Origin of the sequence: Methanobacterium sp. CWC-01, from assembly GCF_030323845.1 — an archaeon.
Classification (GTDB): Archaea; Methanobacteriota; Methanobacteria; order Methanobacteriales; family Methanobacteriaceae; genus Methanobacterium; species Methanobacterium aridiramus.
Window position 1 is genome coordinate 1,626,160 of sequence record NZ_CP040735.1, and the last position, 25,192, is coordinate 1,651,351.

Genomic DNA, 25,192 nt, shown 5'->3' on the forward strand with positions numbered 1-25,192 from the left:
GTTTGTCAGGGCTTAGATCTTGAAATCCGGAAACCTTCAACTCAGAAAGTTCACGACGAGATATAAAGAAGCGGAGATTAAAATACAGGCGGGTATGGTCACAATCCAGGTGGTGGCGATGTTTTTTATAACATCCACCTTCACCGTGCTGGTACCCCGGGCCAGCCCCACCCCGATAACCGTGCCCACCAGGGTTTGGGTGGGCGAAACCGGCATGCCCACACCAGCAAAGAAAAATATCACCGTTGCTGCGGCTATCTGTGCCGAGAAACCGCGGGAAGGTACCAGCTCGGTGATCCGGCGACCAATGGTTTCGGTTATACGTCCCCCGGCCACCATTATTCCCGCCACAATCCCCAGAGCACCCAGGATCTGTATATTCTCGCTGACTGATGTTCCGAAGGCATAATAAAGCACTCCCGTGGCCACGGCAATGTCAATGGCCCCCACATTCAGGGCGGAGAAGGCGGAGCTACCGATCTGCAGGTAGGAAAATATTTTCTCCACACGGTCCTTAACAGCCATGGCAGTGACTTTTTGGAATAAGAAATTTTTAAGAAGGTAATAAACCCCAAAACCAGCTGCCAGCCCTAAGAGGGGGGACATGATCCAGCTAATAACAATAAAACCTAAAGTACCCAGGTTCATACTGGAAATACCTGTACTGACTAATCCATAACCGACAAGGGCGCTTATAATGGCATCCGAACCAGAGATGGGTATCTTTCGCAGCAGGGTGATGGTGATCCACAGAGCCGCAGATAGAGTTATGATGAAAGCCCCGGTGGCCTGTAGGACATCGGGAGAGATGATACCACTCCCTACGGTCCTGATAACGTTGTTACCAAAATACAGGGCCCCTATAAATTCAAAAAAAGCCCCTAACAATAGGGCACGGCGCATCTTAAGGGAGCCACTGCCTACTACCGTCCCCACCGAGTTGCCGATGTCGTTGGCGGCGATGTTAAAGGCCATGTAGATGCTGATGACCACAGCCATTATCAAAAGCCCGTCCATGTTCATTTATATGTTGGGAACTGGTGAAATATCATTCCAATGAAATGGTGGGTGGGTGAATCACAACCTTAAAATACTTCCTACCACCAACACTAAATGGGCTAGACTGGAGGGTCAGGGGTCCTCTGTAAGCGCACATCCCCTATACGGCGCGGTCGAAGTTCAAGAGGCGGCAGGTTAAATGTTTATTGGCCCAGAAGTTCAATGTCGAAACCTCGTCCCGCAGGATCACTGGTGGACGGGCTCTGGCTGGAGGGCCAGGGTTAACGTTCTTAACCAGGGGAACGTGTCAGGTCTGGAAAGAAGCAGCTCTACTCTGGTCAGCTGATGCTTGTGGAATAGCGGGGTGGAGTTGGCCTTCCGGATCACCAGTAGACACGAGGTCTGTCCACTCTTGAACACGCCCACTTTAACCTCACCAAGTCCTTGTGTATTTAAATAGTAGAGACACCAATCTTTTGAATACCTACCTTTTTTTCAAATGCCGGGGTGGCCCAGTCTGGTACGGCGTGGGACTGCTAATCCCATGATCCCTTGGATCACGCGGGTTCAAATCCCGTCCCCGGCGCTAATTATTCTCATTCTGCTAATTATTCTCATTACAGAGTGAATAACTCAATTGAAATAATAATTCATACAACTTTTAGACATACATTTCCACTGTAATATTGTTCGACGTCATCAATATTCCCGTAATTATTTGCTTATAAAAAGTTGAATTTCAAGTGTAAATATTGTAAAATAATACTAATTTTTCTTTGTCAGGGCAAATTTTAAATACGTTCAAAAATAAAAATAGACAGTGGAAAGAGAAAAAGGGGGGGATAAAAAAAGATGAGTATCTACAAAGCAGAAAAAGTGACCACCCCTAATGAGGGGAGCCCAGTATGGTTCAGGCCACCTCAATGTGGTGTTCGCGGTATTCGTTATGGTGATGTGGTAATAGATCTAGCCCTAATTCATTATCTGAGGATTAGATATTCTCCATCCGGAGAGGAATCCCAGTAGATAAAGACCCACACTTGTAACGATAAGTTAATTAAGAATATTGTATTAATAATATATCACTTGGGGGGGATATATTGAGAAAGACTATTTATTCAACCATATTGATCCTAGTAATGGGATTGAGCATAATTGGTGCTGTTTTTGCCGAAGAACCAATTCTAAACGCTACGGCCGAAAAAACGGTTAACGACCACGAAGTAAACCTTGGTGACGATATTATTTTTAACTTAACGGTTACCAATCCAAACCTGGATGACAACTTTACCGGAGTGGTGGTTACCGACGTCATTTCTGACATGGTAGATTATGTATCTAATAGTGATCCTGCCAAAGCCATCTATGACCAAGCCACAAGGACTATAACCTGGAATATTGGCAATTTAAATGCTGGTGAAGTAGCTGAATTAATTATTTACACTAAAGCAGCAAAGATTGGCAAGTTCAACAATGAATTCAATGGAACCTACAACGTAACCGTGGTGGATCAACCGGCCTACGATGAAGAAGTAATAGTGGGATACGAACAAGTTATCACGGAATGGACCCATTATCCACTGGGTGGTGGTTGGTTCTGGGGTACCTACAATGAAGTAAATAATTGGCTGAACAATCTTAAGGATACCTACCCGTTATCATCTTATCCTGACGCACAGTTCTACGGCCCAAGCTTTAGTTGGTATTACCACTGCTGGTACGCCTGCGCGAACATACCCACCTACTGCGATGACCTGTCAAAACCAATCTACGAATGCATACACCACCCTGCCACCTACAAAAACGAAACCAGATATCTCTACGCCGCCATTGACCCCGGAGCTATCCTGGGACTGCCGGAACCAAATCCGGAAGAACCTGGCGAAGTATCTGCAGCTACCGTGACCATGCAAAAAACAGGAGTACCAATAATAGGAACCATCCTAGCACTCTTACTGGTAACTGCCGGAGTGTTCCTATCTAAAAGAAAACCATAAGGGGTTTAATTAAACCCCCCTTCTATATTTTTTTAAAAATAATTACAAACTACTTTTCAAGTTCCCTTATGGACCGGGCCAACCTTTTTATACCTGTTTCTATCTTCTCCGCACTGCTATTGGAGAAATTCATCCTCAAGGTGTTGTACTGTGGTTCTTCAGCATAGAAGGCCTGTCCCGGTACAAAGGCCACCTGCTCTTTAAGGGCCATTTCAAAAAGCTCCAGGGAGGACATACCCTCCGGAAGGGTAACCCACAGGAACATTCCCCCTTCGGGTTCGGTGCACTGCACATCATCCGGAAACTCTTCCTGTATCAAAGAGACCATGAGGTCCCGCTGACTTTTGTACATGCTGCGTATTTTTTCTAAATGGGCCTCCACAGGGTACTCAGATAGATAACGGTGAACAATCATCTGGGACAGTAAACTGGAGTGCAGGTCCGAGGCCTGCTTGGCAGTTACCAGTTTATCCATAACCTCTGCTGGAGCAGTTATCCAACCCAGGCGAATGCCTGGGGAAACTATCTTGGAAAAGGAGCCCAGGAGTACGGATTCCTCTAGAAAGGCCTTAACCGGGGGATAGTCCTCCCCCATGAAACGTATCTCCCCGTAGGGATTGTCCTCCACGAAAACCGTATTACTACCGGTTAAGACCCGGGCAACTTCCTTCCTGCGTTTTAGGGAGTAACTTATGCCGGTGGGGTTCTGGAAGTTGGGAACCGCGTAGAAGAGTTTGGGATCAAATTCATGCAGGGCCTCCTCCAGCCGGTTAACATCCACCCCATCTTCCTCCAGGGGCACGGAATAGAATACTGGTTCGTAGAGTCCAAAGGACTGCAGAGCTGCCAGGTAAGTGGGTCTTTCCACCAGGACCGGGTCCTCCTGGTTGAGGAAGATCTTCCCCACCAGATCCAGGCCCTGCTGGGAACCGTTGGTAACCAGGACCTCCTCCGGGTCTACCTTCACACCCTTGCTCTGATAACGGTTAGACACCCATTCCCGCAGGGGATAATACCCTTCGGTGGTGCTGTACTGGAGTGCCTGGGCTCCGCTTTCTTCTAAAACCTGGACAGCCACTTCCTTGATATCATGATAAGGGAAGGATTCTGGATTGGGCAGGCCACCGGCAAAGGATATTATCTCCGGGTCTTCAGTGACCTTCAGTATCTCCCGAATAAAGGATCGGGGAACCTTACCCATTCTCGCTGCGAATTCATATTTCATAAGAATCTTTTTTTATTTTTTGCTCCCATACTTTCTAACATGCTCCCAGGCCCGGTGATACTTCTCGAAATTCTCCTCCTGGAAGTAGATGCTGGTATCTTCCCGGTCAAACACCACCCGATCCTCTCCCACCGGGCAGACCTTGATACATATTCCGCAGGGGGATAAATACTTCTTACGGAGTTTCCTGCTCCGATTGGCACAATTCATCTTCTCCATAGGTGGGGGGAAGTTTTCTTCCTTTTTAGTGGCCAGCGCATGCACTGGGCAGCTTTTAGCGCAGGACAGGCAACGGGTGCACAGATCATTACCACGGATAGGATCCCCCTCCAGGGAGGCGGTGGTGAAGATTGAGGTGAAACGAACCCGGGGTCCATATTCTGGAGTTAAGAGTACATTATTCCACCCTATGGATCCCAGACCGGCCAGATAAGCGGCGTGCTTGTGGGAGAAAAAGGCCAGGGGCTTTTTCAGCAGCACTTCAATATCGCCATACCCATCCCGGGGAAGGTAGATAGAAGGATAACCCTCTCTGGTAAGATAATTAGATAACAGGTAGGCCTTCTCATCTAAAAGCCGGTTAATGGTATGGTAAAGTTCATGGTAATATATGGAGGGTGCGGTATCCAGTATCGGGAGCTGCACTGGCAGTCCAATTACAATTACCGTTTTGGCCTCGGGGTAGATGGACTGGGGCCAGAATTCTTCGGGTATCCACTCCTCGAACTGGTGGGGCAGTTCCGGGGGTGGGTTTTCCCACCTATCCACCGGTGCAAAGCCCACCAGGGGTATGCCCATTTCCTGGCACTTTTTTTTGAACTTGCCTTTTAGTGACTCTGCCATGACATTATTATTGGTGGGGGAGGCTAATATTTATTGGCCCCCCAGGGCAGTAGTGCTAATCCACTCCCAACATCCCTTACTCACTTAGCAGGGGGTTTCAGACTGAACTTGGTGGCCTTCAGGGCCTCGAACCACAGTACACTGATACCACCGGCCAGGAAACAGATTAGGATATCGGTGGGTGAGAGCACCCCAAACTGGAATAAACTCTGCAGAGGTGGTAGGTAGAGTACCAGTCCCAGGATAATAACTGCCAGGGCCATGATCCACCACAGGGCCGGGTTAGGTGAACGCAGGGTCTGGAGAATGGTTTTGTTCCAGGAACGGTTAGAGAGGATCAGGGCCAGATTACCAAAAAGCAGGGTGGTAAAGGCCAGAGCCCGGGAGGTATCCTCACCCCGACCCCCGTAGAAGGCCACTACAAAGACCATCAGTACAATCAAGAGTACCACCACTCCCTGGAGGATGCTGATACCTATGGTCCAGGGATGGAAGAGGGGATCCCTGGAGCTGCGGGGAGGCCGGCGCATAACATCCTCCTCGGCGGGTTCTGCCTCGAAGACCACGGAACAGGCCGGGTCGATGATGAGTTCCAGGATGACGATCTGCATGGGAAACAGGACCAGGGGCCAGCCGAAGATCACCGGTAAAAGGGACATGCCCACAATGGGCACGTGCACGGCGAAGATGTAGGAGGTGGCCTTCTTCAGGTTGTCGAAGATGCGCCGGCCCATCTTCACTGCCGAGACAATGGAGGAAAAATCATCATCCAGGAGCACCAGGGCCGAGGCCTCCCGGGCCACATCCGTCCCCCGGCCACCCATACTGATACCGATCTGGGCGGATTTCAGTGCCGGAGCATCGTTCACCCCATCCCCAGTCATGGCCACCGTATCCCCCCTGGCCTTGAGGGCCTCCACCAGGCGCAGCTTCTCTTCCGGAACCACCCGGGCGAAGATGTTAACCTCCGGGATATTCTCCTTCAGTTGTTCATCACTCATCTGGTTTAATTCCGGCCCGGTGAGTACCTGGTCACAGTTCCGGAGCCCTATCTCGGATCCGATGTGGGAAGCGGTGCCGGGGTAGTCTCCGGTGATCATCACCACCCGGATACCAGCCTGGTAACACTCGGCCACCGCCTCCCGTACCTGGGGGCGCAGGGGATCAAGGAAGCCCACCAGGCCCAGAAACTGGAAGGGGAAGTCGTGCTGCTCTCCGGGCAGGTCCTTCTGGGTGAATCGTCCCTGGGCCACGCCAATAACCCGCAAACCCTGATCGGCTAAGGTGGTGATCTGCTCCTGCAAGACATTTAATTCCATCTCTGGCAGGTGACACAGATCCGCCACTGCCTCCGGAGCCCCCTTGGCAGCGATGAGATATTCCTGCCCATCAGGGGAGCGCCATACATGGGACATGGCCAGAAGCTCTTCCGAGAGGGGATATTCCTGGATCAGGCTCCACTCATCATGGAGGTGCTCGGTGTCCTGCAGGGTAAGGTTACCGAATTCCTTTAAAGATTTCTCCATGGGGTCGAAGGGGTCCCTCTGACTGGCCAGGATACTGTACTCCACCAGTGGATGGAACTTCTCCGGCAACTCCCGTTCTTGGGTGTTAACCTCCAGGGACTCACCCTGCACCATCAGTTCACGGACCGTCATCTGGTTAAGGGTGATGGTCCCGGTCTTATCCGTGCACAGTACCGTGGCCGATCCCAGGGCCTGTATGGCCTGGGAACGCCGGGTGAGGACATTGTTCTGGGATATGCGCCAGGCACCCAGGGCCAGGAAGATGGTGAATACCACCGGGATCTCCTCGGGGAGGATGGCCATGGCCAGGGTGATCCCGGCCAGGAAGCCCTGCAACCAGTCCAGGCGGGTTAAGCCATAGACTACCACCACCACTACGCATAGGGCCGCACCGGCCAGGGCCATGTTCAGGACCACCCGGCGGGTTTCCTTCTGGAGGACGGTGTCCTCGGTTTCCAGGGACTGCAGCCTCTTACCAATACGGCCCATTTCAGTATCCAGTCCGGTGGCCTGCACCAGGGCCACCCCAAGTCCCTGCACCACCAGGGTACCAGAGTAGACTGAGGGAAGTCCATCACCACCCGGAGGATGCATGTCCAGCACTCCCTGGCAGGACACCTTACGCACCGGCACTGACTCCCCGGTTAAGAGGGACTCGTTTATCAAGAGGTTGCTGCAGGAAAGCACCACCGCATCGGCCGGGACCCGATCCCCCTCCTTGAGCATGATGATATCCCCGGTGACCACTTCTCTGCCTGCGATCCTTTTCTGCTGTCCATCCCGGATGACCAGGGCCCGGGGACTGGACAGGTCCCGCAGGGCATCCAAGGTGTTCTCGGTTTTCCGTTCCTGGTAGAAGGTGATGCCCATAATCACGAACACGAAGGCCAGGAGCATCAGGGCCTCCTCCAGGTCTCCCAGCACCAGATAGATGCTGCCGCAGGCAATTAAAAGGAGGAACATGGGTTCACGCACCACCTCCAGGGCAATGGTGAATATGGTTCTCTTATCCGGGGAGGGAAGCTCATTATATCCTTCAGTTTTCAGTTTAAGGTTAACTTCTTCCTGGGATAGTCCCGGCATTCCCTCCAGTTTAACCTCTTCCCACAAGTCTAATCAATCCCCATTTTTAAGTAGCAAATTAATTAAATTAAAACTTCGGTTTGATAAACTATGAAAAAGAGAGTATTTATTTCTTGCCCTGAGTTAGGATGGCCTAATGTATATAGGGGGAATATTCGCCTTGAATAAATGAATTAGGCAAACCTAATCCATTTTCAATTTAAAAAAAATTAGGAGCTATTTTATTAGGGATTCCAGGCGATCCATGCATTCTTCCAGATCAGAATAGGAAGCAGCGTAAGAGAGGCGGAAGTGACCTTCGCCATGGCTACCGAAGGAGCTACCCGGTACCAGGACTACCCCCTTTTCCAGGGCTTGAACCACGAAGAGTTCAGGGTCATCCACATGGGGGAAGAGATAGTAGGCTCCCCTGGGTTTTTTGCACTTGATCCCCATCAGGTTAATTCTTTCCACCACCAGGTCCCTTCTTCTTTTTAGCTCGTTGACCATCATTCCCACACTATCCTGGGGGCCGGTCAGGGCTTCTAGGGCAGCAGCCTGGGAGAGGGAACTGGCGCAGGCGGTGCTGTACTGGTGGACCTTCAGTAGTGGTTCTAGTAGTTCTGATGGTGCGGAGGTGTAACCGATCCGGAAGCCAGTCATGGCATAGGCCTTGGAAAAACCGTTGATGGTTATTACGTTTTCAGTGTAACGGCCCGGACTGTAGTGTTTGGCACCGTAGATGATCTTCTCGTAGATCTCATCGGAGAATATGACTAGGTCATGGTCCTGGGCGATCTCAGCCAGGCCCTTCACATCCTCCTTTTTCAGGACGCCTCCGGTGGGATTGTTGGGGGAGTTCATGAGGATGGCCTTGGTGTTCTGGTTAACATGTTCCATAACATTCTCAGGGGTTAGACGGAATTCATCCTCCTCTTTTACCTTTACCGGGACATTTGTACCTCCCGCCAGATTCACATAGGCTCCGTAGGATACGAAACCCGGATCAGGGATGATTACTTCATCACCATTCTCCACCAGGGCCTGAGTGGCCATCAGGAGAGCTTCACTGGCACCCACCGTGACTATGATGTTTTCGGGGGAGGTTTCTAGGTGGTTATCTCTTTTTAATTTTTCTGCTATAGCTTCCCTCAGTTCCAGGATGCCCTGGTTGCTGGTGTAATGGGTTAAATTCTTATCTAGGGCCTTTTTAACAGCATCTTTGATGTTGGTAGGGGTGTCGAAATCTGGTTCCCCCAGAGCCAGGCTGATGGAGTCCTCCTTTACTAATTCGAACATCTTCCGGACTCCTGAGAAGTCAATGGATTCTATACGTTGGGATGGTTTCATGGTCCTTACCTCTATCTGTTGTCTTATTTATTCACAGGCCCCACAGTTCTGGCAACCGAAGGTCTCACACCAGGGTGTGAATTCGCCTTTTAATGCCTTTTCATATTCATCTTTTAAAAATTCATCATCCACTCCCACCTGGATGTTCCTCCAGGGCAGTTTGGATGTTAACTCCCAGTGGGGAGCCAGTTTCTGCCATTCCGGTAGGTATAACTTGTGCTGGAGTGATCTTTCCAGGGCATCCCCCATATCTGCTCCTCCCACCGATAAGACGTACTGGATGAGGCTGCTGCGGGGACTTTCTGCCTTGAAGTAACGGGAACGGAACTCCTGGTTCAGGATGTTCACTTTACTTTTAATCTCTTTGTAGTTGAAGTGGTGCCACTGGAAGGGAGTGTGGGGTTTGGGAATGAAGGGATTAACACTCACCCGGAGGGAGCTTTTACGGGGGGCCTCCTTCTGGAGAGATTTGATTAATTTAGTTACTTCTTCCAAGTCCTTACCAGTCTCAGTGGGCAGGCCCACCAGGAAGTATAACTTGACGTTCATCTCCTCCTGGAAGGTTTTCTTAACCACCTGGAAGATGTCCTCATCGGTGAGTGACTTGTTTATCACCTTCCGGAGGTTCCAGGTGGACTCCGGGGCCAGGGTGACGGTTTTAAGCCCGCTACTTTTCAGGATCTCTAAGAGCTGGTCGGTCACTGCTTCCACCCTGAGGGAGGGTAGGGTGATCTGGAAACCTCTTTCTGAAAGGCTCTGGCACAGATCCTCAATCCGGGAGTGGTCCGAGACCGCGGCTCCGATAAGTGCTACTTTATTAAGTCCCGTGGATTCTCTGGTTGCCTCGGCGGTTTCTAGAAGTTCCTCCAGGGGAACTTCCCGGCGGGGACGGTACAGGCAGCCGGCCATGCAGAAACGACAGCCCCGGGTGCAGCCCCGGGAGACTTCCAGGAGGAAGGATCTTCCGAAGGCCGGGGTTAAACTTTTTTCTCGAGTCTCGGGTATAACCTGGTGCACCGGCTTCCAAGCCTGGTCCATATCCGGGATGAGGTTGATCTCCACCGGATTATCGGGTAGATACACACCCTTAATTTCCAGGAACTTCTGCAACTCCTCCCGGGGGTTTCTGAGTTCTTTAAATACCTCTAGGAAATGGGGGAGGATGGCCTCCCCATCCCCCACCAGGAACAGATCCACGAAGGGAGTCATGGGCAGGGGGTTGGAGGTGGCACAGGGCCCCCCGGCAATGACCAGGGGATCATCCGGTTTCCGATCCTCTTTCCGGATGGCTAGCCCTCCTTTCTGGAGCATCTCCAGGACGTGGAGGTAGTTCTCCTCGTACTGGAGGGAGAAGCCCACCATATCAAAATGTTTCAACTGGGTGCCGGTTTCCAGGCTGCGGGCGTGGGGATAGACTACCCTCTCACAGTAGGTGTCCTCCCGGCTGTTTAAAAAGTCATAGATGATATGAAATCCCAGGGAGGACATGGCACTGCGGTACAGGTTAGGGTAACAGGAGGCGAAGCGCAACTCCACACGCTGGGGGTTCTTGACCACCACATTATGTTCCTGGAGCATAGTTTATTATCTAACCTTTTACATAATCAACTTAACCTAAAAAGGGGTTAGCCGCATGGGAGATAAGAGATACCGTAAAGTGGCAGTGGGAGGAACCTTCGACAAGTTCCACCAGGGACACCGCATGCTACTGGAGAAGGCCTTCCAGGTAGCAGAACAGGTCCTCATCGGAGTAACCTCCGATGAATTTGGAGGCCAGAAGGGCGAAATCGAGCCCTGCAATGTCCGCATGGCTAATTTAAACGCCCTCCTGGAGGGGCATAGTAATTATATCCTGGCTCGCCTGGAGGAACACTACGGCCCCACCGTGGAGGATGAAAGCATAGAGGCCATAGTGGTCAGCCCCGAAACCGAACCCACCGCCCGGGAGATCAACAAGATACGGCAGGAGAAGGGGATGAAGCCCCTGGATATAATAATCATTGGAATGGTCCTGGCAGAGGATGGAAGACCAATATCATCTACCCGGATCAGGAAGGGAGAGATCAACCCTGATGGGAGTATTAAATGAAAGGTGAGGTGAATCCTGATGCTTATTTAAAACCGGATTCTATGAAACTGAGATCTTATTTCGGTTTGATTATTGCACTGTTCATTTACTTTGTTACAGCTATTGTTTTGATTGGCTATTTTCAGTATGATTTTGGTCCAGGTGCAGATGGGATATGTTACTTAAGTATTGCACAGAAATATGCATTAGGAAATTTTGAAGATGCTGTGAATGGTTATTGGAGTCCTTTGTTTTCGTGGTTGTTGGTTCCTTTTCTTTTGAAAGGGTTTAGTCAAGTATCTGCTCTAAAATCAGCTTGGATATTATCGATAATAATAGGATCTTTCAACATTATTGGAATGTATTTTTTAACTTTCAAGTTCAAAATTAATCAATTACTAAGAACATTTTTTATATTCTCTTTGATTCCAGTTACTTTGTGTTTCGTTTTTTTCATGTTAACTTCTGATTTGTTGATGTCAAGTTTTCTAATTTTTTATCTAAACTTTATTTTCGATCCTAAATATCAAAATAACCTAACAATTGGATTATTTTGTGGATTAACTGGTGGCCTTGCTTATCTAAGTAAGAGTTTTGCTTTTCCATTTTTCCTTGTCCATTACTTAATTTTTAACGCTATTTATTATTTTAAAAAGTATAAAAAAAACGAAACAATCTTAAAGAATTTATTGATTGGTTTGACAGTATTTTTCTTAATAGCAGGGGCTTGGTCTTTTCAAATCAGTGAAAAATATGGTTATTTAACTATTGGAACATCAGGAACTTATAATTATAATGCTTTGGGGCCCGATATCCAATTAAACCATCCTATGAATATGTTTGGAACTGTATCACACCCTAATCCCACTGCCATAACTCCTTGGGAGGACCCTTCCTATGTAAAACTTTATCCCTGGAGTCCATTCGATTCCATACAATCTTTTACATATCAGGTTAATATTTTTATAAAAAATATTGTAAAATCAATTTTTATCCTGTTTACATTTTCTCCTCTCATTCTACCAATAATTATTTTAAGCATATTAATGTTTTTTAAATCACCAAATAAGCAAGTAAAATGGGCAATCCTTTGCTTAATGGTAACTTTTATTATATTTATTTTAGGATATCTCCCCTTTTTTGTTGATTTACGATATTTTTACTTTTTATTCTATTTAGTGATTTTTCTAGGTTTTTATCTAATCAAAGTTCTCAACGAGAATTACAATATAGAAAATAAAATTTTTAATACAATATTGGTACTTTTCTTCATATTTTTAATTTTGTCACCCACCATCACTCTTATAAATTACAGTAATAATAAGGCAATCTACACAGTCAGTGAGAATTTAAAAGATGAATATAAAATTCAAGGGAATATTGCTTCTGATTCGCTAGCATTACAGACTCTTCATTTATCATATTACCTCGATTCTCCTTTTTATGGTTCCACTGACACTTATTCTCAAGAACTTGAGAAAGGACTTGAAGAAAATGATATAGATTATTATTTAGTTTGGAATCCAACTAAAAAGATAAATTTGGCCCATTATAAAGAGATCAATCCTGCAGAACAAAATCTTCCAAGAATTTTTAAACATGAATCAGAATAATCAGAAAAGAGAGTAGAACTCTTGATTAAGGATACTGCAATAACCTAAGAATCAGAAGATAGGATCCAATAAAACGATTAGGTTTTGCTGTTGAAAGTTCTATTGGATAAGATACTTATCTTAGAATGAAAAAGACTCTATTAGTCCTAAACATTACAAATTTATCGTCATTATTAAGTCCTTCCCTTGTAGGGAGATAGCAAGCCATTAGAAAGCATAAGTATGGATAAACCAGAGGAGTATAAATGATAAAGGTCAAGGTAGGAACCCACAACCCCCTGAAAGTAAGGGCCACCCGTAATGTTATGGAGCAAATCTATTCTAATGTGGATGTAGATGGAATTGAGGTAGACTCCGGGGTAAGTGAACAGCCCATCGGCTTGGACGAAACCATCCAGGGGGCGATGAACCGGGCCAGGAATGCATTTATGGATGTTAATCTCTCGGTGGGTATTGAATCCGGATTTCTGGAGACACCCCACAGTATCACCGGTTATCTGGATCTGCAGTGGTGTGCAATCTACGATGGGGAACGGATAACCTTAGGGGTGAGCGCTGGCTTTGAATATCCTCCTGCCGTGGTGGAGGAAGTCCTAAAAGGGAATGAAGTAGGTGATGTGATGGACCGGGTCACCGGGGTGGAGAAGCTGGGCCAGAAGACAGGTGCGGTTAGTATTTTAACCAAAGGACTGCTGAACAGGACTGAGAACACAGAGCAATGTGTTCTGATGGCCATGATCCCCAGGATGAATTTGGGGGTTTACTTTGTTGACAGGTGATATAATTGTTGAAATATTCTTTTAATAATAAGCCTAAATGGGTTTTTTTAGCTCTTTTAATAGTTATAGTGAGTTTAATCACCTATTTTAAGATTCAAATCCAGATGGACATTGGCGCTATCATGGACACCTTTGATTATCTGGCCAATGCTGCTGAATTTGCAGGGAAAAGTATAAACTACACGGATCTTAACCGACCACCATTCATTTCGTTTTTAACCGCAATTTTCTTCTTCTTCGGCGATCTATCCGTTACACCCCTATTCATTGTAGATGGTCTTCTATACATAGCCGGATGTGTTGGACTTTACCTTTTTTTCAATGAACGCTTTAGTCCTTTAGTTAGCTTGGTGGGTACTTTACTCTTTGCTACTTTTCCAATGGTCCTTACCTTAGTAGGAGCCGGTTTTAATGATGTTTCTAGTGTAGGGGTTGCAATTTGGGCCATTTACTTAACCTATTTAGCGGTGGAGAAAAATTCTAAGTGGTTCTATTTATCATTCCCGGTGGCAATGTTGGCCTTTTTAACCAGGTATAACATGGCACTCATTATATTTCCCATTTTCCTTTACATTTTCATTAATTGGGATAAAATTAAAAGTAGGAGGGATATTCTTATCGGAATGGGTTTATCGTTACTCATTGTTCTTCCTTTCCTTATATATCTGGGAATAAAATTTGGAAATCCTTTATATAGTTTCATGGATTTTTTCCGTACCTCTAGCTCTGCGGCAGGATCAACAGAGCACTTTGCTTATCATCCCGATCCATTATACTACTTGAAGAATATGCATGCCTATTTAGGGGTTCAGGCATTGATGGTCCTATTATTGGCCCTACTGGGATTTGCAGTTTACTGGTTTAGAAAATGGAGGGAAATCAGGAGTGGCAAGAGCTCTTTGAATATCAAGCTAAATAAATTAAATATGGCAAAATTGGTGTTATTTGGTGTCTTAATAATTTTATTTATGGTTACGTTTGGAAAAATACACTATTTTGGGTCAGAATTGATATTCTTTGGGTTAATTTACTTGATATATACCATACTGAAGGATTTAGGAATTAAAAATTGTCAGATGGATTTGCTTTTTTTCTCATGGTTTATGGCCTTTTTTATCTTCCAAAGCGTATATGTAACGAAAGATCATCGTTATTTTGTTACAATGATTGTACCGATAGCTTATTTCTTGACGCGTGCTTTTTCATGGGGAGCCAGTCAGTTAAGGGTCAATTTCAAAGGGAAAAACTTGACATTGTATCTAATTGTGGTAATTTTATCGATTTTGATGCTGTTTTCAACTATTAACCATTTTGAAGCCATAAAAACTGCTAATATGAATAACAAATACGTAAATCAAGATATTTACGAAGTAAGTCATTGGCTTATGGATTACGACCCTCAATACAAATCCAAAGTAATCTACGCTGACTTGTGGTACGGTTTTGGTTGGTATCTCCAGATGAACGTAGGAAAGATGCCTATCTTTAAAAATAACCAGTCTATGTATGTGGGTCCCGAAGATTTCAACTTCACCATGGAAGACAATGCTGCGTTCGATCAGGAGCTGGAAAGAGTACAACCAGATTATTATATATCTTATTGGGGTACATGGGGGAATATGACATTTACATCTTATGAACCCGTTCATCAGTATCGTACTTTCACCGTTTTCAAAAGAAAAGGTGGTTAAAATCAAGATAGGAGTAATTACTTCTGCCTACCCTGAATATGAGGATGATCCTCACGGCATATTCGTGCATCGACTCATGAGGGAGATAGCTAAAAAAGCACATGAAGTATGCGTCATAGCACCACATACAGGTGGAAAATCTAAATATTCTATGGATGAAGTTCAGATAGAAAAATTCCACTATTTTTACCCCAAAAGGTTTGAAAAGTTAGCAGGACGGGCCGGGATGATCGATAACGTAAAGGAAGGATGGTTTGTAAAGTTTCAGGTTTTCACTTTTCTAATTTTCAATGTTTGGTATTCTCTGCTAAAATTTAGGGATGTGGACATGGTCCATGTGCAGTGGCCTATCCCCAATGGTTTGGGTGCTTTGTTTTTAAAGAAACTTTATGGGGTTCCTTACATCAACACTATACATGGGGAGGAGGTTTATCTAGCCAAACGTTATCATATGCAATTTGCTTTAAGATGGCTGGTGAATAATTCCAGTAAGACTGTTACCAACAGCTCTGCTACCAGGAATGCTTGTGTAGATGCAGGGCTGGATGAAGATAAATTAGAGATCATACCCTTTGGGGTGGACACGGACTTTTTCAGGCCAATGGATGTTCCCAAAGATGAAGATATTTTTCAGATATTGTCTGTAGGCTATTTGATTGAGAGAAAGGGACATGAATATCTAATTAAAGCTATGAAGGAGATAGTGAATGAAAGAGACGATGTAAAGTTGAAAATTGTGGGTTCTGGGCCACTAGAAGAGAAACTTAAGAGTTTGCTTTATGATTTGGATTTAGAGGATAAGATAGAGATATTAAAAAATGTTTCTGATGTTGAACTTTTAAATTTATACAACTCCTCTGATCTTTTTGTCCTACCTTCTGTAATTGATTCTCAGGGAAATACTGAAGGTCTTGGTGTGGTATTATTGGAGGCCATGGCTTGCGGGGTGCCGGTTATTGGATCAAATGTTGGCGGAATTCCTGATATTATCAAAAATAATAGAACAGGGATTCTCATTCCAGAAAAGGATCACTCTTTTCTAGCAAAGAAAATTATCGAACTGATTAAAAATGTGAATAAAAGAAATAAAATCACTTCTAACGGTTTTATAATAATCACAAACGAGTTTAATTGGAAAAAAATAGCAGAAAATTATTTTTTTTTCTATCACAATATTTAAGATAGATTTCGTGAGGATAAAATGATTATAATTGTTGAACCGCAATGTGTCGGACTAGAGCATGTAGAATTCAATTCTGCTTTCATTAATGTTGTAAAAAATGCTTTCAATGATGAAATGATATTATTCTTAGCAGAAAAGGAGCATATCAAATATGTTAGAAAGTTTCTTGAAGATAATTTTGTAAATATTGATTATAAGGAAATAAAAATTCCAAAAAGAACTCAATCCGATTTTTTCAGATTCAATTTGGAATTCAATATTATTAATAACATTTTTACTTTGTCTAAAAAATTAAAATCTTTCAAAATTATATTTACTTCTGTAAGAAGCTCTACACTTATTTCTATTAAAATTTTAACCAGATTTTTTAAAGATGTTGATGTTATTTCAGTTCTTCATGGAGATCTAAACTCAATATCAGCAATGCCTTTAGTACCTACAAGAATAATTTTTTGGATAAAGATATGGTTACAATTTTTTAATTCAAAAAGATTACTTTACTTGGTTTTGGGTTCACCTATAGAGAAAAATCTTATTAAAGAACTACCAAAACTCGCAGGATATGTCTATTCGATAGATCATCCCTATTTTTATAAATCTCATCAAATAAGTGGATTTTCCTTTAATCAAAAAATTAAATTCGGTTATTTAGGTGTAATACATGTTATGAAAGGTATTAATCTTTTTTTTAAATTATCAGAAGATATAAATCAAATTAAAGAAATAAAAAATGCTGAATTTCTTGTTATAGGTCACTTAACTGATAAGTCTGCTGAAAAGTTTCCAAAATCGGTCTTTGTCCCATCACCATATGTTCCTTTAAGTCAGGAAGAATATGGTAATTATGTTAAAGAAGTTGATTATGTTGTTTTTGTTTATGGGGAGCAATATAGTAAACTAAGAGCTAGCGCCACTCTATTTGATGCGTTTTCTTATTTGAAACCAATAATTGCCTTTAGAAATCCTTATCTTCAATATTATTTTGATAAAATGGGTGATATAGGTTATTTATGTGACAGTTACGAAGAAATGAAAGATATTATTATAAAAATTATAAAAAATCCTTCGAATAAGCGCTATGTTAAACAACAGCAGAATCTTTTAAAAGGTAGAGAAAAATTTAATTTTGATAGATTGTCTGAAAGATTTAAGAATATCTGGGAATGATTTTAATTACTAGATCATCTCTTCAAAGTCCATAATTTTAAGTAGATATCTGCTAAGTTTTTCCAGGATTGTTCCCTAGCGAATTCATAAGCTTTTTCAACCTTCTCCTTTCTTTTATCAGGATTTCTATAGTAGCTTAATAATTCATTTGCTAATTCATTTGATGAATCTGTGATGATCATTATCTCATCAGAGTTTGGTATTGATCTTAAATAATCTCTTCTTAATTCATCAGAATAAATGCTGAAGACTAATTTTTTATTAATCATAGCTTCCAAAATGGATAGATATCCTGAAAGAAATGCGAAACTGCATTTAATTAAGTATGGATTAATGTCATTTACATAGCCGTGAATTTTAACGTTAAGGTCATTCTGAATTATATAAGCTGTAATTTCATGTCTCAAAGAACCGTCACCACAAATATCCAATTTTAGATTTATATTCTTTTTTTTAAGGATTTTTAGGGCTTTGATATATTCAGTAATGCCCGTATCACTTTCTAATCTGCCTATATAAACTGCAGATCCATTTTCAAAATTAATATGGTTTATAGGTTCGTCAACTCCCCCAAAGGATACGAAATCTGTTTTAGTGCCATACCATCTAGGGATAAATGTACCGATACAGATATTACCTTCAGTTAAATATTCAGAAATTTTTCTCCATACTTTTACAACTTTTGGTATGGGTAATATTCCTTCATATCCATGAAAAGTTATAAATAGTTTTTTTAGAGGGTACAAAAATCTAAATGGCAAAAACCAATAAATAAATGTTCCATAATCATGGAAATGTATAATATCTGATTTTTTTATTAATTTTCTGTGTTTGTAAATCCAGATCCAAATTCTGAAATTCTTCATCTTTTGAAATCTGTATACTTCAATTTTCCCGATTTTCTCATAGTCTAACAATTTATTATCATTTTTTTGAGTGATTATTGTGATATTGTGTCCTTTTTTAATTAATTCTTCAGATATTCTTTTTAAATGTTTTTCTACCCCACCAATATGGGGATGAAATAGTGGCGTAAACATTAAAATATCCATATTACCAATTTTCCTTTAATATGCTATTTACTGGTTTAAATTAATATATGGGTAATTAATGGATGATATCAAGTTGTATTAATTCTTTCCTAATCTTCTGATTTCATTTAATTAGAATAGATTAATTTTTATAAATTGATATGATAAATGATGGTTAAATCAAAAAACAGAAGATATAATAAAAAATAATGTTTGAGATGCATAAAATGTTTTTATTTCCGTTTATATCAAAATAAAATAGAACTATAATCATTTCTTATGAGCATGAATGCATATAGTTGCTGGAAATAAGAATAATTTTGCTAATATGGTATCAATAGCATTAAAAACATTACGAACAATAGGGAGTGAAAATATTGTATTAAACCTTCTTAATGGTTTGTAAATTATAAACCAGTCTCTTAATGCACTGTCTAAGAAGACTACTTTGTTTATTTCAAATCCTATGCCTTTAATTAAATCTTGAATCCCTTTTCTATTATATCGGCGCAAGTGACCTACCTCTTCATCATGATAACACTTCCCAGTTAATTTTTTAGAAAGAATTGCTAAAGAAGAATAAGATGTGGGAGTGAACAATATTAAATCTCCTTTTTCTTTTAGAGAAAGAAATATTTTGTTTAAAAAAAGATCATCGCGTGGGATGTGTTCAATAACTTGGTTACAAAGGATTAGATCAAATTCTTTTTCCTTTTTCCAATCCAAAATAAAGTCAATAGACTCAAATTGAACATTTTCAATCTTGTGGTGTCGCTTATTAATTTTTGCAGATTCTATAGCATTGCTTGCAAGATCAACACCCAATACTTCACACCCTTTTTTTGCCATATAGAAACTTAAAATACCTGTATTACACCCTAAATCAAGAATCTTAATACCCGGATGTAAATAAGGGAGGATTTGATTGATAACTTGGGCATACATAAAGTCATTAGTATGGGGTATTTCAAATAAGTCAGAATCCCGTTCATAATTCTTTTCGTAAAATTCTTTTAGTTTTTTGGATTCCCTATTTCTCATAATTAATCCACCATATTTACAACATCTGAAATAGGATTTCAAATGAACCTATAATTATACCACTTTCACTAATACTATCGTAAATACTAATTATATGACAACATATGTATTTTTGAGTTAAAATCTATTAAGTATAAGAAAAGGCACTAAATGACTCCAATCATGAAATTAGTAAACTCGTATAAAAATGCGATAAAACCATTTAGTAAAGCAATAGGGGATGTGATTATTTCAAGTATCCCCCAAATTGTAGCTATTGTAGTGGGATTATTAACAACATCACTTATTGCCCGGGGGTTAGGTCCTTCTGGTATGGGAATATTTGCACTTGTTATTAGTTTTTCTACATTAATAATTGGATTATCTGATTTGGGTATAGGGCAAACTACAATTAGATTCGCTTCTAAAGCAGCAACACGTGATGATAAGGTGGGTTTTTTTGGAGTCTTAAGATGGGCTTTCAGGCTTAGATTAGTTTTAATATTAATACTTTCAACATTATTTTATGCATTAGCCCCTTTGATTTCCACAAATTTCTGGCATGATGAAAGTCTTACTTACTATCTTAGATTAAGCCTATTAATTGGTATTTTTAGTGTAATATCCCACATACCATATGTATACTTCCAATCTCTAAAGCGTTTTCGGGCCAATGCTATATTATCAACTTTACAGACGGTTGTGATATTCATTGGCATATTAATCATTGCATTACTAAATAATTGGTCATTACAGCTTGTGATAGGTGTAAATATATTAGCTAGCATAATTAACGCTTCTTCATTCGCTTTATCAGTTCCTAAGTCGACATTTATAGATCCATCGAATTCATTCATAAAAACATTAAAACAATTCTGGAAAGCACCAAACTTAAAAAACATCTCTGAATCATCAGAAAGCTATAATATTTATTCTTTTACTTTTTTCATGGTAATTTCGTCACTAGCTGTAATGATTACGATGCAAGCAGATATTTGGTTAATGGGATATTATTTAGAACCCAATCAAGTAGGAATATACAGTGTTGCTAAATATTTCACTGTACCGCTCACGGTGCTTATTGCAGCAGTAAATACTGCTCTTTGGCCCCGTGCATCGGAATTAATGAAAACACACGAAAGTGTAGAAATGTTAAGAATTACATTTAAATTTAGTATACTTGCATCAACTTTCGGTTTACTATACTCATTTATTGTGCCTTTTACAACTCCATGGATTTTTGGGGAGGCATATAATGGCGGTATAATTATTGGAATTCTACTATGCGTTCGATATTGTATTGCAATTTTAATTTGTCCTTTAGGTATAATAGGTTATAATTTTGACATGGTGTACGTTTATTGGTGGGTTAACATTATACAGTTATTAATTGTGATTGGGATCAGCATCATGTTATTACCTTCAATAGGGCCAATAGGTTCTGCAATTGCTTTAATTGCAAACGAAATAGTTGGTAGCTTAATTATGGGACTATTACTTTGGCGAAAAATAAAAATTTATACGTAAATATTGATATAAAAAAACAAAATAGAAATCTTTTAATTTATGTAGAAGGTGTTTAAATTTAAAATTTTAATGCAAAATAGTCGAAATAAACAGTTTAGCGAATGGGGTGGAGATACTACCCAAATCACTAAAACTAAATTTCATCTCGAAAAAAAAGGATTAATAGTTGACATTAATAGTTCCATTGTAGCAGACTTGTCAAACTACGATTTAGTACACATCTTTAATATACAAGAACCAGAAAATGGTTTAAAACAGTCGCTCAATGCCAAGAAAAACAATTTACCCATAACATTATCGCCAATTTATTGGGATCTTAGTTATGGTTTAAATTATAAAGATCTACACTCTTATTCTAGTTCTTCCGCTGTTAGGATGGCTGCAAGAGTTAATAAAAATATTCCCCATATATTGTCAAGATTACAAGTTTTTTTTGACAATCAAAAACAATTTAATAAAGTTCGTGCCATGCTTCAGTTAGCAGACATCATTCTGCCTAATTCTTATGCAGAATTAGAAATATTAATCTACAAGTTCAAAATGCCTGAACTTCGTAAAAAAGCATTAATAGTTCCAAACTGTACTTCAATGACTGATTTTGATCTTTATAAGGCACAGAGACCTCCTAAAGAAGTATTAAAGTTACCTGACGAATATGTCCTCCAGGTAGGGCGACTTGAAACTTGGAAAGGTCAATTAAATCTAATAAAAGCGCTTTTCAATTTTCCTGATATTCCATTAGTTTTTATTGGGAACAAAAATTCATTTTATGCTAAAGAATGTATTAAGTCAGGTAAAAAACGTGGAAACACATATTTCTTGAACGAAATTCCACATGAAGATTTACATCACTATTATTCAAGGGCAAAGATACATGCTCTACCCAGTTTACGTGATAGTCCTGGTTTATCAACTTTAGAAGCTGCTAGTTTTGGTGTTAATTGTGTTGTGAGTATTCATGGACCAATCACAGAATACTTTGGATTTGATGTATTTGTTTGTGACCCTCAAAATATCAAGTCCATTCAAGATGCTGTATTCAAAGCCTGGAAATCTCCTAAAAGTAATAAATTGAAAAATAGAATTTTACATCATTTTACCTGGAATAAAGCTGCTGATATGACATTAAAAGCATATAAACATGTTTTAAAATCATCATGCTCTAATTAAGGATCTATTTGAATAACATCAGAAGGTGAAGAATGGGCCCTAATGTTGGAATTATTATCCTAAACTGGAATGGATGGGAAGATACTTTAGAATGTTTAGAATCTCTATATAAAATCAATTATGAAAATTATCATGTTGTTCTAGTTGATAATGGTTCTGATGATGATTCTATCGAAAAAATAAACGAATATTGTTCCAATAAAACTCAACATAGATTAGCGGGCTGGACCGCTGATATTAAATTGTTTGAATTAGAAGAGAAAGATTTTAATCATATTTCAATTAATAAAAAAGAAAAAAATATCAATAAAGAACTAATTCTTTTAAAAAATGCTAAAAATTATGGATATGCTAAAGGAAATAATATTGGGATTAGATTTACTTTTATGGCATTAAATCCTGAATATATCTTACTTTTGAATAATGATACAACTGTAGATAGAAACTTTTTAAAAGAATTAATGGAAGCAGCAAAAAACCAAGAACGAGTGGGAATTTACGCTCCAAAAATATTGAGGGATGATAATCACAAAATTATCGATTCTACAGGTCATATTATTAATTGGGGAAGAATAATTGACAGAGGTTATAAAAAAGTTGATAAAAATCAATATGATCATCAAAGAGAAATAATCGGTGCTAAAGGGGCTGCTGCTCTTTACAAAAGTGAAATGCTTCAATCTGTTGGTTTATTTAAAGAAGACTATATCATTTCCTATGAAGATGCGGAATTATCCTGGAGAGCACATAAGAAATCTTGGAAAGCCATCTACGTGCCAAAATCTGTGGTATACCACAAAGGTGAACGGAGTATAAAGAAAGATAACGATAAGATGCTTTATTTCAAAAAACTGAGTTTAAATAATATGGCATTTACTGTAAAGGAATATGGAACTATTAATCAAAAGATACAGTTCACTTTAATACTCATAAGAGAAATGATACTGAGTCACATTCCTATATTGAGGAATATTACTAATTCGGAAAAATTAAATTATATCCATACCATTAAACATCTTTACAAAAACTGAATTATTACAAATACTCAATTGAAATTGGATGTTGATTATTATCTTGATTAAATCACTAAATTTAAGCAGAAAAAATAAAATTAGGGAAGATATCACATCTTGTATTATATTTGGCGGTTGGGTACATGAAAAATATCGGGTCGTCTCCTCAACGTTGATCAGGAGTATTTAATGATTTCATTAGTCTGCGTTTATAATAATAAAGATATTCTTGAAACATATCTATTGAAGAGTTTAATTACGCAAAGTCAGGAATATGAATTGATTTTAATAGACAACCATTCTGAAAAATTCAATTCTGCTGCAGAAGCTCTGAACTATGGTGGGAAGAAAGCCACTGGACAGTATTTAATGTTTGCACATCAGGACTTTCAGCTGGATTCAGATATATGGTTAGAAGAAGCTGAAGAAATTCTTAAAAATCTTGATCATTTAGGTGTTGCAGGGGTCGCCGGAAGGTATGGTAGAGATTTTATATCTAATATTAAAACTGGATTTCCACCTAAATTTGCTGGAAAAATACAAATTAAAGAACCCCAGAAGGTTCAGACATTGGATGAATGTCTTTTCATTATCCCCAAAAAAATATTTAAAGATAAAAAATTCGATGAAATAACATGCGGTAACTGGCATTTATATGCGACTGATTACTGTTTAACTGTTAAAAATTTAGGTTATGATGTTTTTGTAATCCCTATGGGTGGTTATCATGCTTCTCCAGGGTATTCCTTTACTCCAGACGGATACTATTCGACTTTAAAAAAACTCATAAAAAAACATAAAGCTCATTACAAGTGGATATACACTACTACAGGGATTTGGAATACAGTTTTACCTTTAGATTTACAGATACTATATCAAAAAACTTACTATTGGCTTGATATTGATAGATTAAAATAATATCTATTTTATGCCATCCTTAAGGCCCCGGTAATAAGCCAAAAATAATTTTTTGTTTTTATATGCAATACTCAGGAGTATTGGAAGTATTAGGGCACCTAAAACTTGATAAATTACAAAAAAGATGTAATCACTCTTTTTAGCCCACTTTTTCATAAATACCCAACGGTTACGGGTTATATAGTAGAGCCCAAGAGGTTGAGAAATCCCACCCCCCGATTTGGAAATTTTGTGCCAAATTTTAGCCCTCGGGACGTAAAGACTTTTAAAACCAGCATTATTTGCCCTTAAAGTCCAGTCTGATTCTTCAAAATATAAAAAATACTTATCATCCATCAATCCAATCTCTTTTATTACTTCACTTTTAATTAGAAAGGCCGATCCACTGACATATTCCACCTCTTTTTTTTCGTCGTACTGTCCATGATCCAGTTCGCCACTTCCAATCTGGATACCTCTAGCCAGTTTCCATGAAATTCTGCACCCTGCACTCCAGATCACATCCTTTTTATCATAGTAATAAATTTTAGGTCCTAAAATACCTACAAGTTCATTTAAATGACCTTCTTGAACAAGTTCAGTTAAGAAATAAGGGTGTACTATAGTGTCGTTATTAAGTAGTAGTATGAAGTCAGGGTCAAGATTTTCTAGAGCAAACTTAATTCCCACGTTATTTCCCCTTGGAAAACCGTAATTTCGTTTATTTTTTAAAATAATCAAATCCAGATTCTTAATATCCGAGGGAGTTTCACCTTCCATATATTCGGTGACATGGAGCGGTTTATTTTCTGCATTATAATCAAAAAAATCAGAATCAAACTTTAATTCGCCTGAACTGTATGCCCTAATTTGATCCAATGAATCATCAAGAGAATTGTTATCTACGACAATTACATCAAAAGTAGGGTATTCAATTTGATAAACTGATTCCAGGCATTCTATGGTGTCTTTCCAACCGTTCCAGTTTATAATTATAATCGAAACGTGAGGATAATTCATCAGAACACCTA

Annotated in this window: 21 protein-coding genes, 1 tRNA gene and 1 other RNA gene; 14 read left to right on the forward strand and 9 right to left on the reverse strand. The window is 40.3% G+C overall.

The window, feature by feature from the left end; all coding sequences use genetic code 11:
• Positions 1–36 precede the first annotated feature (36 nt).
• Entirely contained in the window at positions 37–1,023 is a 987-nt protein-coding gene (locus FGU46_RS08880) for an inorganic phosphate transporter (protein WP_353619888.1), read from the reverse strand.
• An 88-nt stretch (positions 1,024–1,111) separates the two neighbouring features.
• Here FGU46_RS08880 and ffs point away from each other — a divergent pair.
• The 4 genes from ffs (at position 1,112) to FGU46_RS08900 (ending at position 2,996) form a co-directional block, all read left to right on the forward strand.
• Positions 1,112–1,427, forward strand: an RNA gene (gene ffs / locus FGU46_RS08885) — signal recognition particle sRNA.
• Positions 1,428–1,500: 73 nt separating this feature from the next.
• Positions 1,501–1,585 (forward strand) — tRNA-Ser (locus FGU46_RS08890).
• A 266-nt stretch (positions 1,586–1,851) separates the two neighbouring features.
• Positions 1,852–2,025 carry a hypothetical protein gene (locus tag FGU46_RS08895; RefSeq protein WP_286474259.1) on the forward strand — a complete coding sequence of 58 codons (174 nt, stop codon included), beginning with the start codon at positions 1,852–1,854 and terminating at the stop codon, positions 2,023–2,025.
• A 74-nt stretch (positions 2,026–2,099) separates the two neighbouring features.
• Positions 2,100–2,996, forward strand: coding sequence for a DUF11 domain-containing protein (locus tag FGU46_RS08900; RefSeq protein ID WP_286474262.1), 897 nt, complete (start codon positions 2,100–2,102; stop codon positions 2,994–2,996).
• Positions 2,997–3,045: 49 nt separating this feature from the next.
• Here the strand turns inward: FGU46_RS08900 and FGU46_RS08905 are convergent, their stop codons facing one another.
• From FGU46_RS08905 to FGU46_RS08925, 5 genes are all read right to left on the reverse strand, one after another.
• Positions 3,046–4,221: an aminotransferase-like domain-containing protein gene (locus FGU46_RS08905; RefSeq protein WP_286474265.1), complete on the reverse strand. Its 1,176-nt coding sequence runs from the start codon at positions 4,219–4,221 to the stop codon at positions 3,046–3,048.
• 12 nt (positions 4,222–4,233) lie between these two features.
• The gene (locus tag FGU46_RS08910; protein WP_286474268.1) at positions 4,234–5,064 is read right to left on the reverse strand and encodes a 4Fe-4S binding protein; all 831 of its coding nucleotides are present in this window, start codon (positions 5,062–5,064) and stop codon (positions 4,234–4,236) included.
• Between the two features lie 80 nt (positions 5,065–5,144).
• Entirely contained in the window at positions 5,145–7,700 is a 2,556-nt protein-coding gene (locus FGU46_RS08915; RefSeq protein WP_286474270.1) for a cation-translocating P-type ATPase, read from the reverse strand.
• A gap of 189 nt (positions 7,701–7,889) precedes the next feature.
• Complete coding sequence (locus FGU46_RS08920; RefSeq protein WP_286474273.1) at positions 7,890–9,002, reverse strand: pyridoxal phosphate-dependent aminotransferase; 1,113 nt, start codon at positions 9,000–9,002, stop codon at positions 7,890–7,892.
• A 27-nt stretch (positions 9,003–9,029) separates the two neighbouring features.
• Positions 9,030–10,580 carry a radical SAM protein gene (locus tag FGU46_RS08925; protein WP_286474276.1) on the reverse strand — a complete coding sequence of 517 codons (1,551 nt, stop codon included), beginning with the start codon at positions 10,578–10,580 and terminating at the stop codon, positions 9,030–9,032.
• Positions 10,581–10,635: 55 nt separating this feature from the next.
• On the opposite strand from FGU46_RS08925, the gene FGU46_RS08930 reads away from it, so the two are divergent.
• From FGU46_RS08930 to FGU46_RS08955, 6 genes are all read left to right on the forward strand, one after another.
• On the forward strand, positions 10,636–11,091 hold the full coding sequence (locus FGU46_RS08930; protein WP_286474278.1) for a phosphopantetheine adenylyltransferase: 456 nt from the start codon (positions 10,636–10,638) through the stop codon (positions 11,089–11,091).
• A complete protein-coding gene (locus FGU46_RS08935; protein ID WP_286474280.1) occupies positions 11,088–12,683 on the forward strand; it encodes a hypothetical protein in 1,596 nt (531 codons plus the stop codon). The genes FGU46_RS08930 and FGU46_RS08935 overlap by 4 nt, the downstream gene beginning before the upstream one ends.
• A gap of 245 nt (positions 12,684–12,928) precedes the next feature.
• A complete protein-coding gene (gene yjjX / locus FGU46_RS08940; RefSeq protein ID WP_353619889.1) occupies positions 12,929–13,462 on the forward strand; it encodes an inosine/xanthosine triphosphatase in 534 nt (177 codons plus the stop codon).
• Positions 13,463–13,470: 8 nt separating this feature from the next.
• Complete coding sequence (locus tag FGU46_RS08945; protein WP_286474282.1) at positions 13,471–15,153, forward strand: glycosyltransferase family 39 protein; 1,683 nt, start codon at positions 13,471–13,473, stop codon at positions 15,151–15,153.
• Positions 15,146–16,333: a glycosyltransferase gene (locus tag FGU46_RS08950; RefSeq protein ID WP_286474283.1), complete on the forward strand. Its 1,188-nt coding sequence runs from the start codon at positions 15,146–15,148 to the stop codon at positions 16,331–16,333. The genes FGU46_RS08945 and FGU46_RS08950 overlap by 8 nt, the downstream gene beginning before the upstream one ends.
• A gap of 21 nt (positions 16,334–16,354) precedes the next feature.
• Positions 16,355–17,503 (forward strand): glycosyltransferase family protein, encoded by a 1,149-nt coding sequence (locus tag FGU46_RS08955; RefSeq protein WP_286474286.1) that lies wholly within the window; start codon positions 16,355–16,357, stop codon positions 17,501–17,503.
• 14 nt (positions 17,504–17,517) lie between these two features.
• Here FGU46_RS08955 and FGU46_RS08960 read toward each other — a convergent pair whose 3' ends face one another.
• Positions 17,518–18,555, reverse strand: coding sequence for a glycosyltransferase family 4 protein (locus FGU46_RS08960; protein WP_286474288.1), 1,038 nt, complete (start codon positions 18,553–18,555; stop codon positions 17,518–17,520).
• Between the two features lie 249 nt (positions 18,556–18,804).
• Positions 18,805–19,575 carry a class I SAM-dependent methyltransferase gene (locus FGU46_RS08965; RefSeq protein ID WP_286474291.1) on the reverse strand — a complete coding sequence of 257 codons (771 nt, stop codon included), beginning with the start codon at positions 19,573–19,575 and terminating at the stop codon, positions 18,805–18,807.
• A gap of 162 nt (positions 19,576–19,737) precedes the next feature.
• On the opposite strand from FGU46_RS08965, the gene FGU46_RS08970 reads away from it, so the two are divergent.
• From FGU46_RS08970 to FGU46_RS08985, 4 genes are all read left to right on the forward strand, one after another.
• Positions 19,738–21,081, forward strand: coding sequence for a lipopolysaccharide biosynthesis protein (locus FGU46_RS08970; RefSeq protein ID WP_286474293.1), 1,344 nt, complete (start codon positions 19,738–19,740; stop codon positions 21,079–21,081).
• Between the two features lie 69 nt (positions 21,082–21,150).
• Positions 21,151–22,251, forward strand: a complete 1,101-nt coding sequence (locus FGU46_RS08975) for a glycosyltransferase family 4 protein (RefSeq protein WP_286474296.1) — start codon at positions 21,151–21,153, stop codon at positions 22,249–22,251.
• Between the two features lie 32 nt (positions 22,252–22,283).
• Positions 22,284–23,282: a glycosyltransferase family 2 protein gene (locus FGU46_RS08980; RefSeq protein ID WP_286474298.1), complete on the forward strand. Its 999-nt coding sequence runs from the start codon at positions 22,284–22,286 to the stop codon at positions 23,280–23,282.
• 171 nt (positions 23,283–23,453) lie between these two features.
• Positions 23,454–24,182 (forward strand): glycosyltransferase family 2 protein, encoded by a 729-nt coding sequence (locus tag FGU46_RS08985; protein WP_286474301.1) that lies wholly within the window; start codon positions 23,454–23,456, stop codon positions 24,180–24,182.
• Positions 24,183–24,185: 3 nt separating this feature from the next.
• On the opposite strand, the gene FGU46_RS08990 is transcribed toward FGU46_RS08985, so the two are convergent.
• Entirely contained in the window at positions 24,186–25,181 is a 996-nt protein-coding gene (locus FGU46_RS08990) for a glycosyltransferase family 2 protein (RefSeq protein ID WP_286474304.1), read from the reverse strand.
• Positions 25,182–25,192 lie beyond the last annotated feature (11 nt).

Bases quoted from the DNA above. Each gene is read 5' to 3' on its own strand.
- yjjX (WP_353619889.1), top strand. From the start codon at position 12,929: ATGATAAAGGTCAAGGTAGGAACCCACAACCCCCTGAAAGTAAGGGCC.
- FGU46_RS08965 (WP_286474291.1), bottom strand. From the start codon at position 19,575: ATGAGAAATAGGGAATCCAAAAAACTAAAAGAATTTTACGAAAAGAAT.
- FGU46_RS08935 (WP_286474280.1), top strand. From the start codon at position 11,088: ATGAAAGGTGAGGTGAATCCTGATGCTTATTTAAAACCGGATTCTATG.
- FGU46_RS08980 (WP_286474298.1), top strand. From the start codon at position 22,284: ATGGGCCCTAATGTTGGAATTATTATCCTAAACTGGAATGGATGGGAA.
- FGU46_RS08895 (WP_286474259.1), top strand. From the start codon at position 1,852: ATGAGTATCTACAAAGCAGAAAAAGTGACCACCCCTAATGAGGGGAGC.
- FGU46_RS08925 (WP_286474276.1), bottom strand. From the start codon at position 10,580: ATGCTCCAGGAACATAATGTGGTGGTCAAGAACCCCCAGCGTGTGGAG.
- FGU46_RS08955 (WP_286474286.1), top strand. From the start codon at position 16,355: ATGATTATAATTGTTGAACCGCAATGTGTCGGACTAGAGCATGTAGAA.
- FGU46_RS08970 (WP_286474293.1), top strand. From the start codon at position 19,738: ATGAAATTAGTAAACTCGTATAAAAATGCGATAAAACCATTTAGTAAA.
- FGU46_RS08975 (WP_286474296.1), top strand. From the start codon at position 21,151: ATGCAAAATAGTCGAAATAAACAGTTTAGCGAATGGGGTGGAGATACT.
- FGU46_RS08960 (WP_286474288.1), bottom strand. From the start codon at position 18,555: ATGGATATTTTAATGTTTACGCCACTATTTCATCCCCATATTGGTGGG.
- FGU46_RS08930 (WP_286474278.1), top strand. From the start codon at position 10,636: ATGGGAGATAAGAGATACCGTAAAGTGGCAGTGGGAGGAACCTTCGAC.
- FGU46_RS08920 (WP_286474273.1), bottom strand. From the start codon at position 9,002: ATGAAACCATCCCAACGTATAGAATCCATTGACTTCTCAGGAGTCCGG.
- FGU46_RS08910 (WP_286474268.1), bottom strand. From the start codon at position 5,064: ATGGCAGAGTCACTAAAAGGCAAGTTCAAAAAAAAGTGCCAGGAAATG.
- FGU46_RS08985 (WP_286474301.1), top strand. From the start codon at position 23,454: ATGATTTCATTAGTCTGCGTTTATAATAATAAAGATATTCTTGAAACA.
- FGU46_RS08990 (WP_286474304.1), bottom strand. From the start codon at position 25,181: ATGAATTATCCTCACGTTTCGATTATAATTATAAACTGGAACGGTTGG.
- FGU46_RS08880 (WP_353619888.1), bottom strand. From the start codon at position 1,023: ATGAACATGGACGGGCTTTTGATAATGGCTGTGGTCATCAGCATCTAC.
- FGU46_RS08905 (WP_286474265.1), bottom strand. From the start codon at position 4,221: ATGAAATATGAATTCGCAGCGAGAATGGGTAAGGTTCCCCGATCCTTT.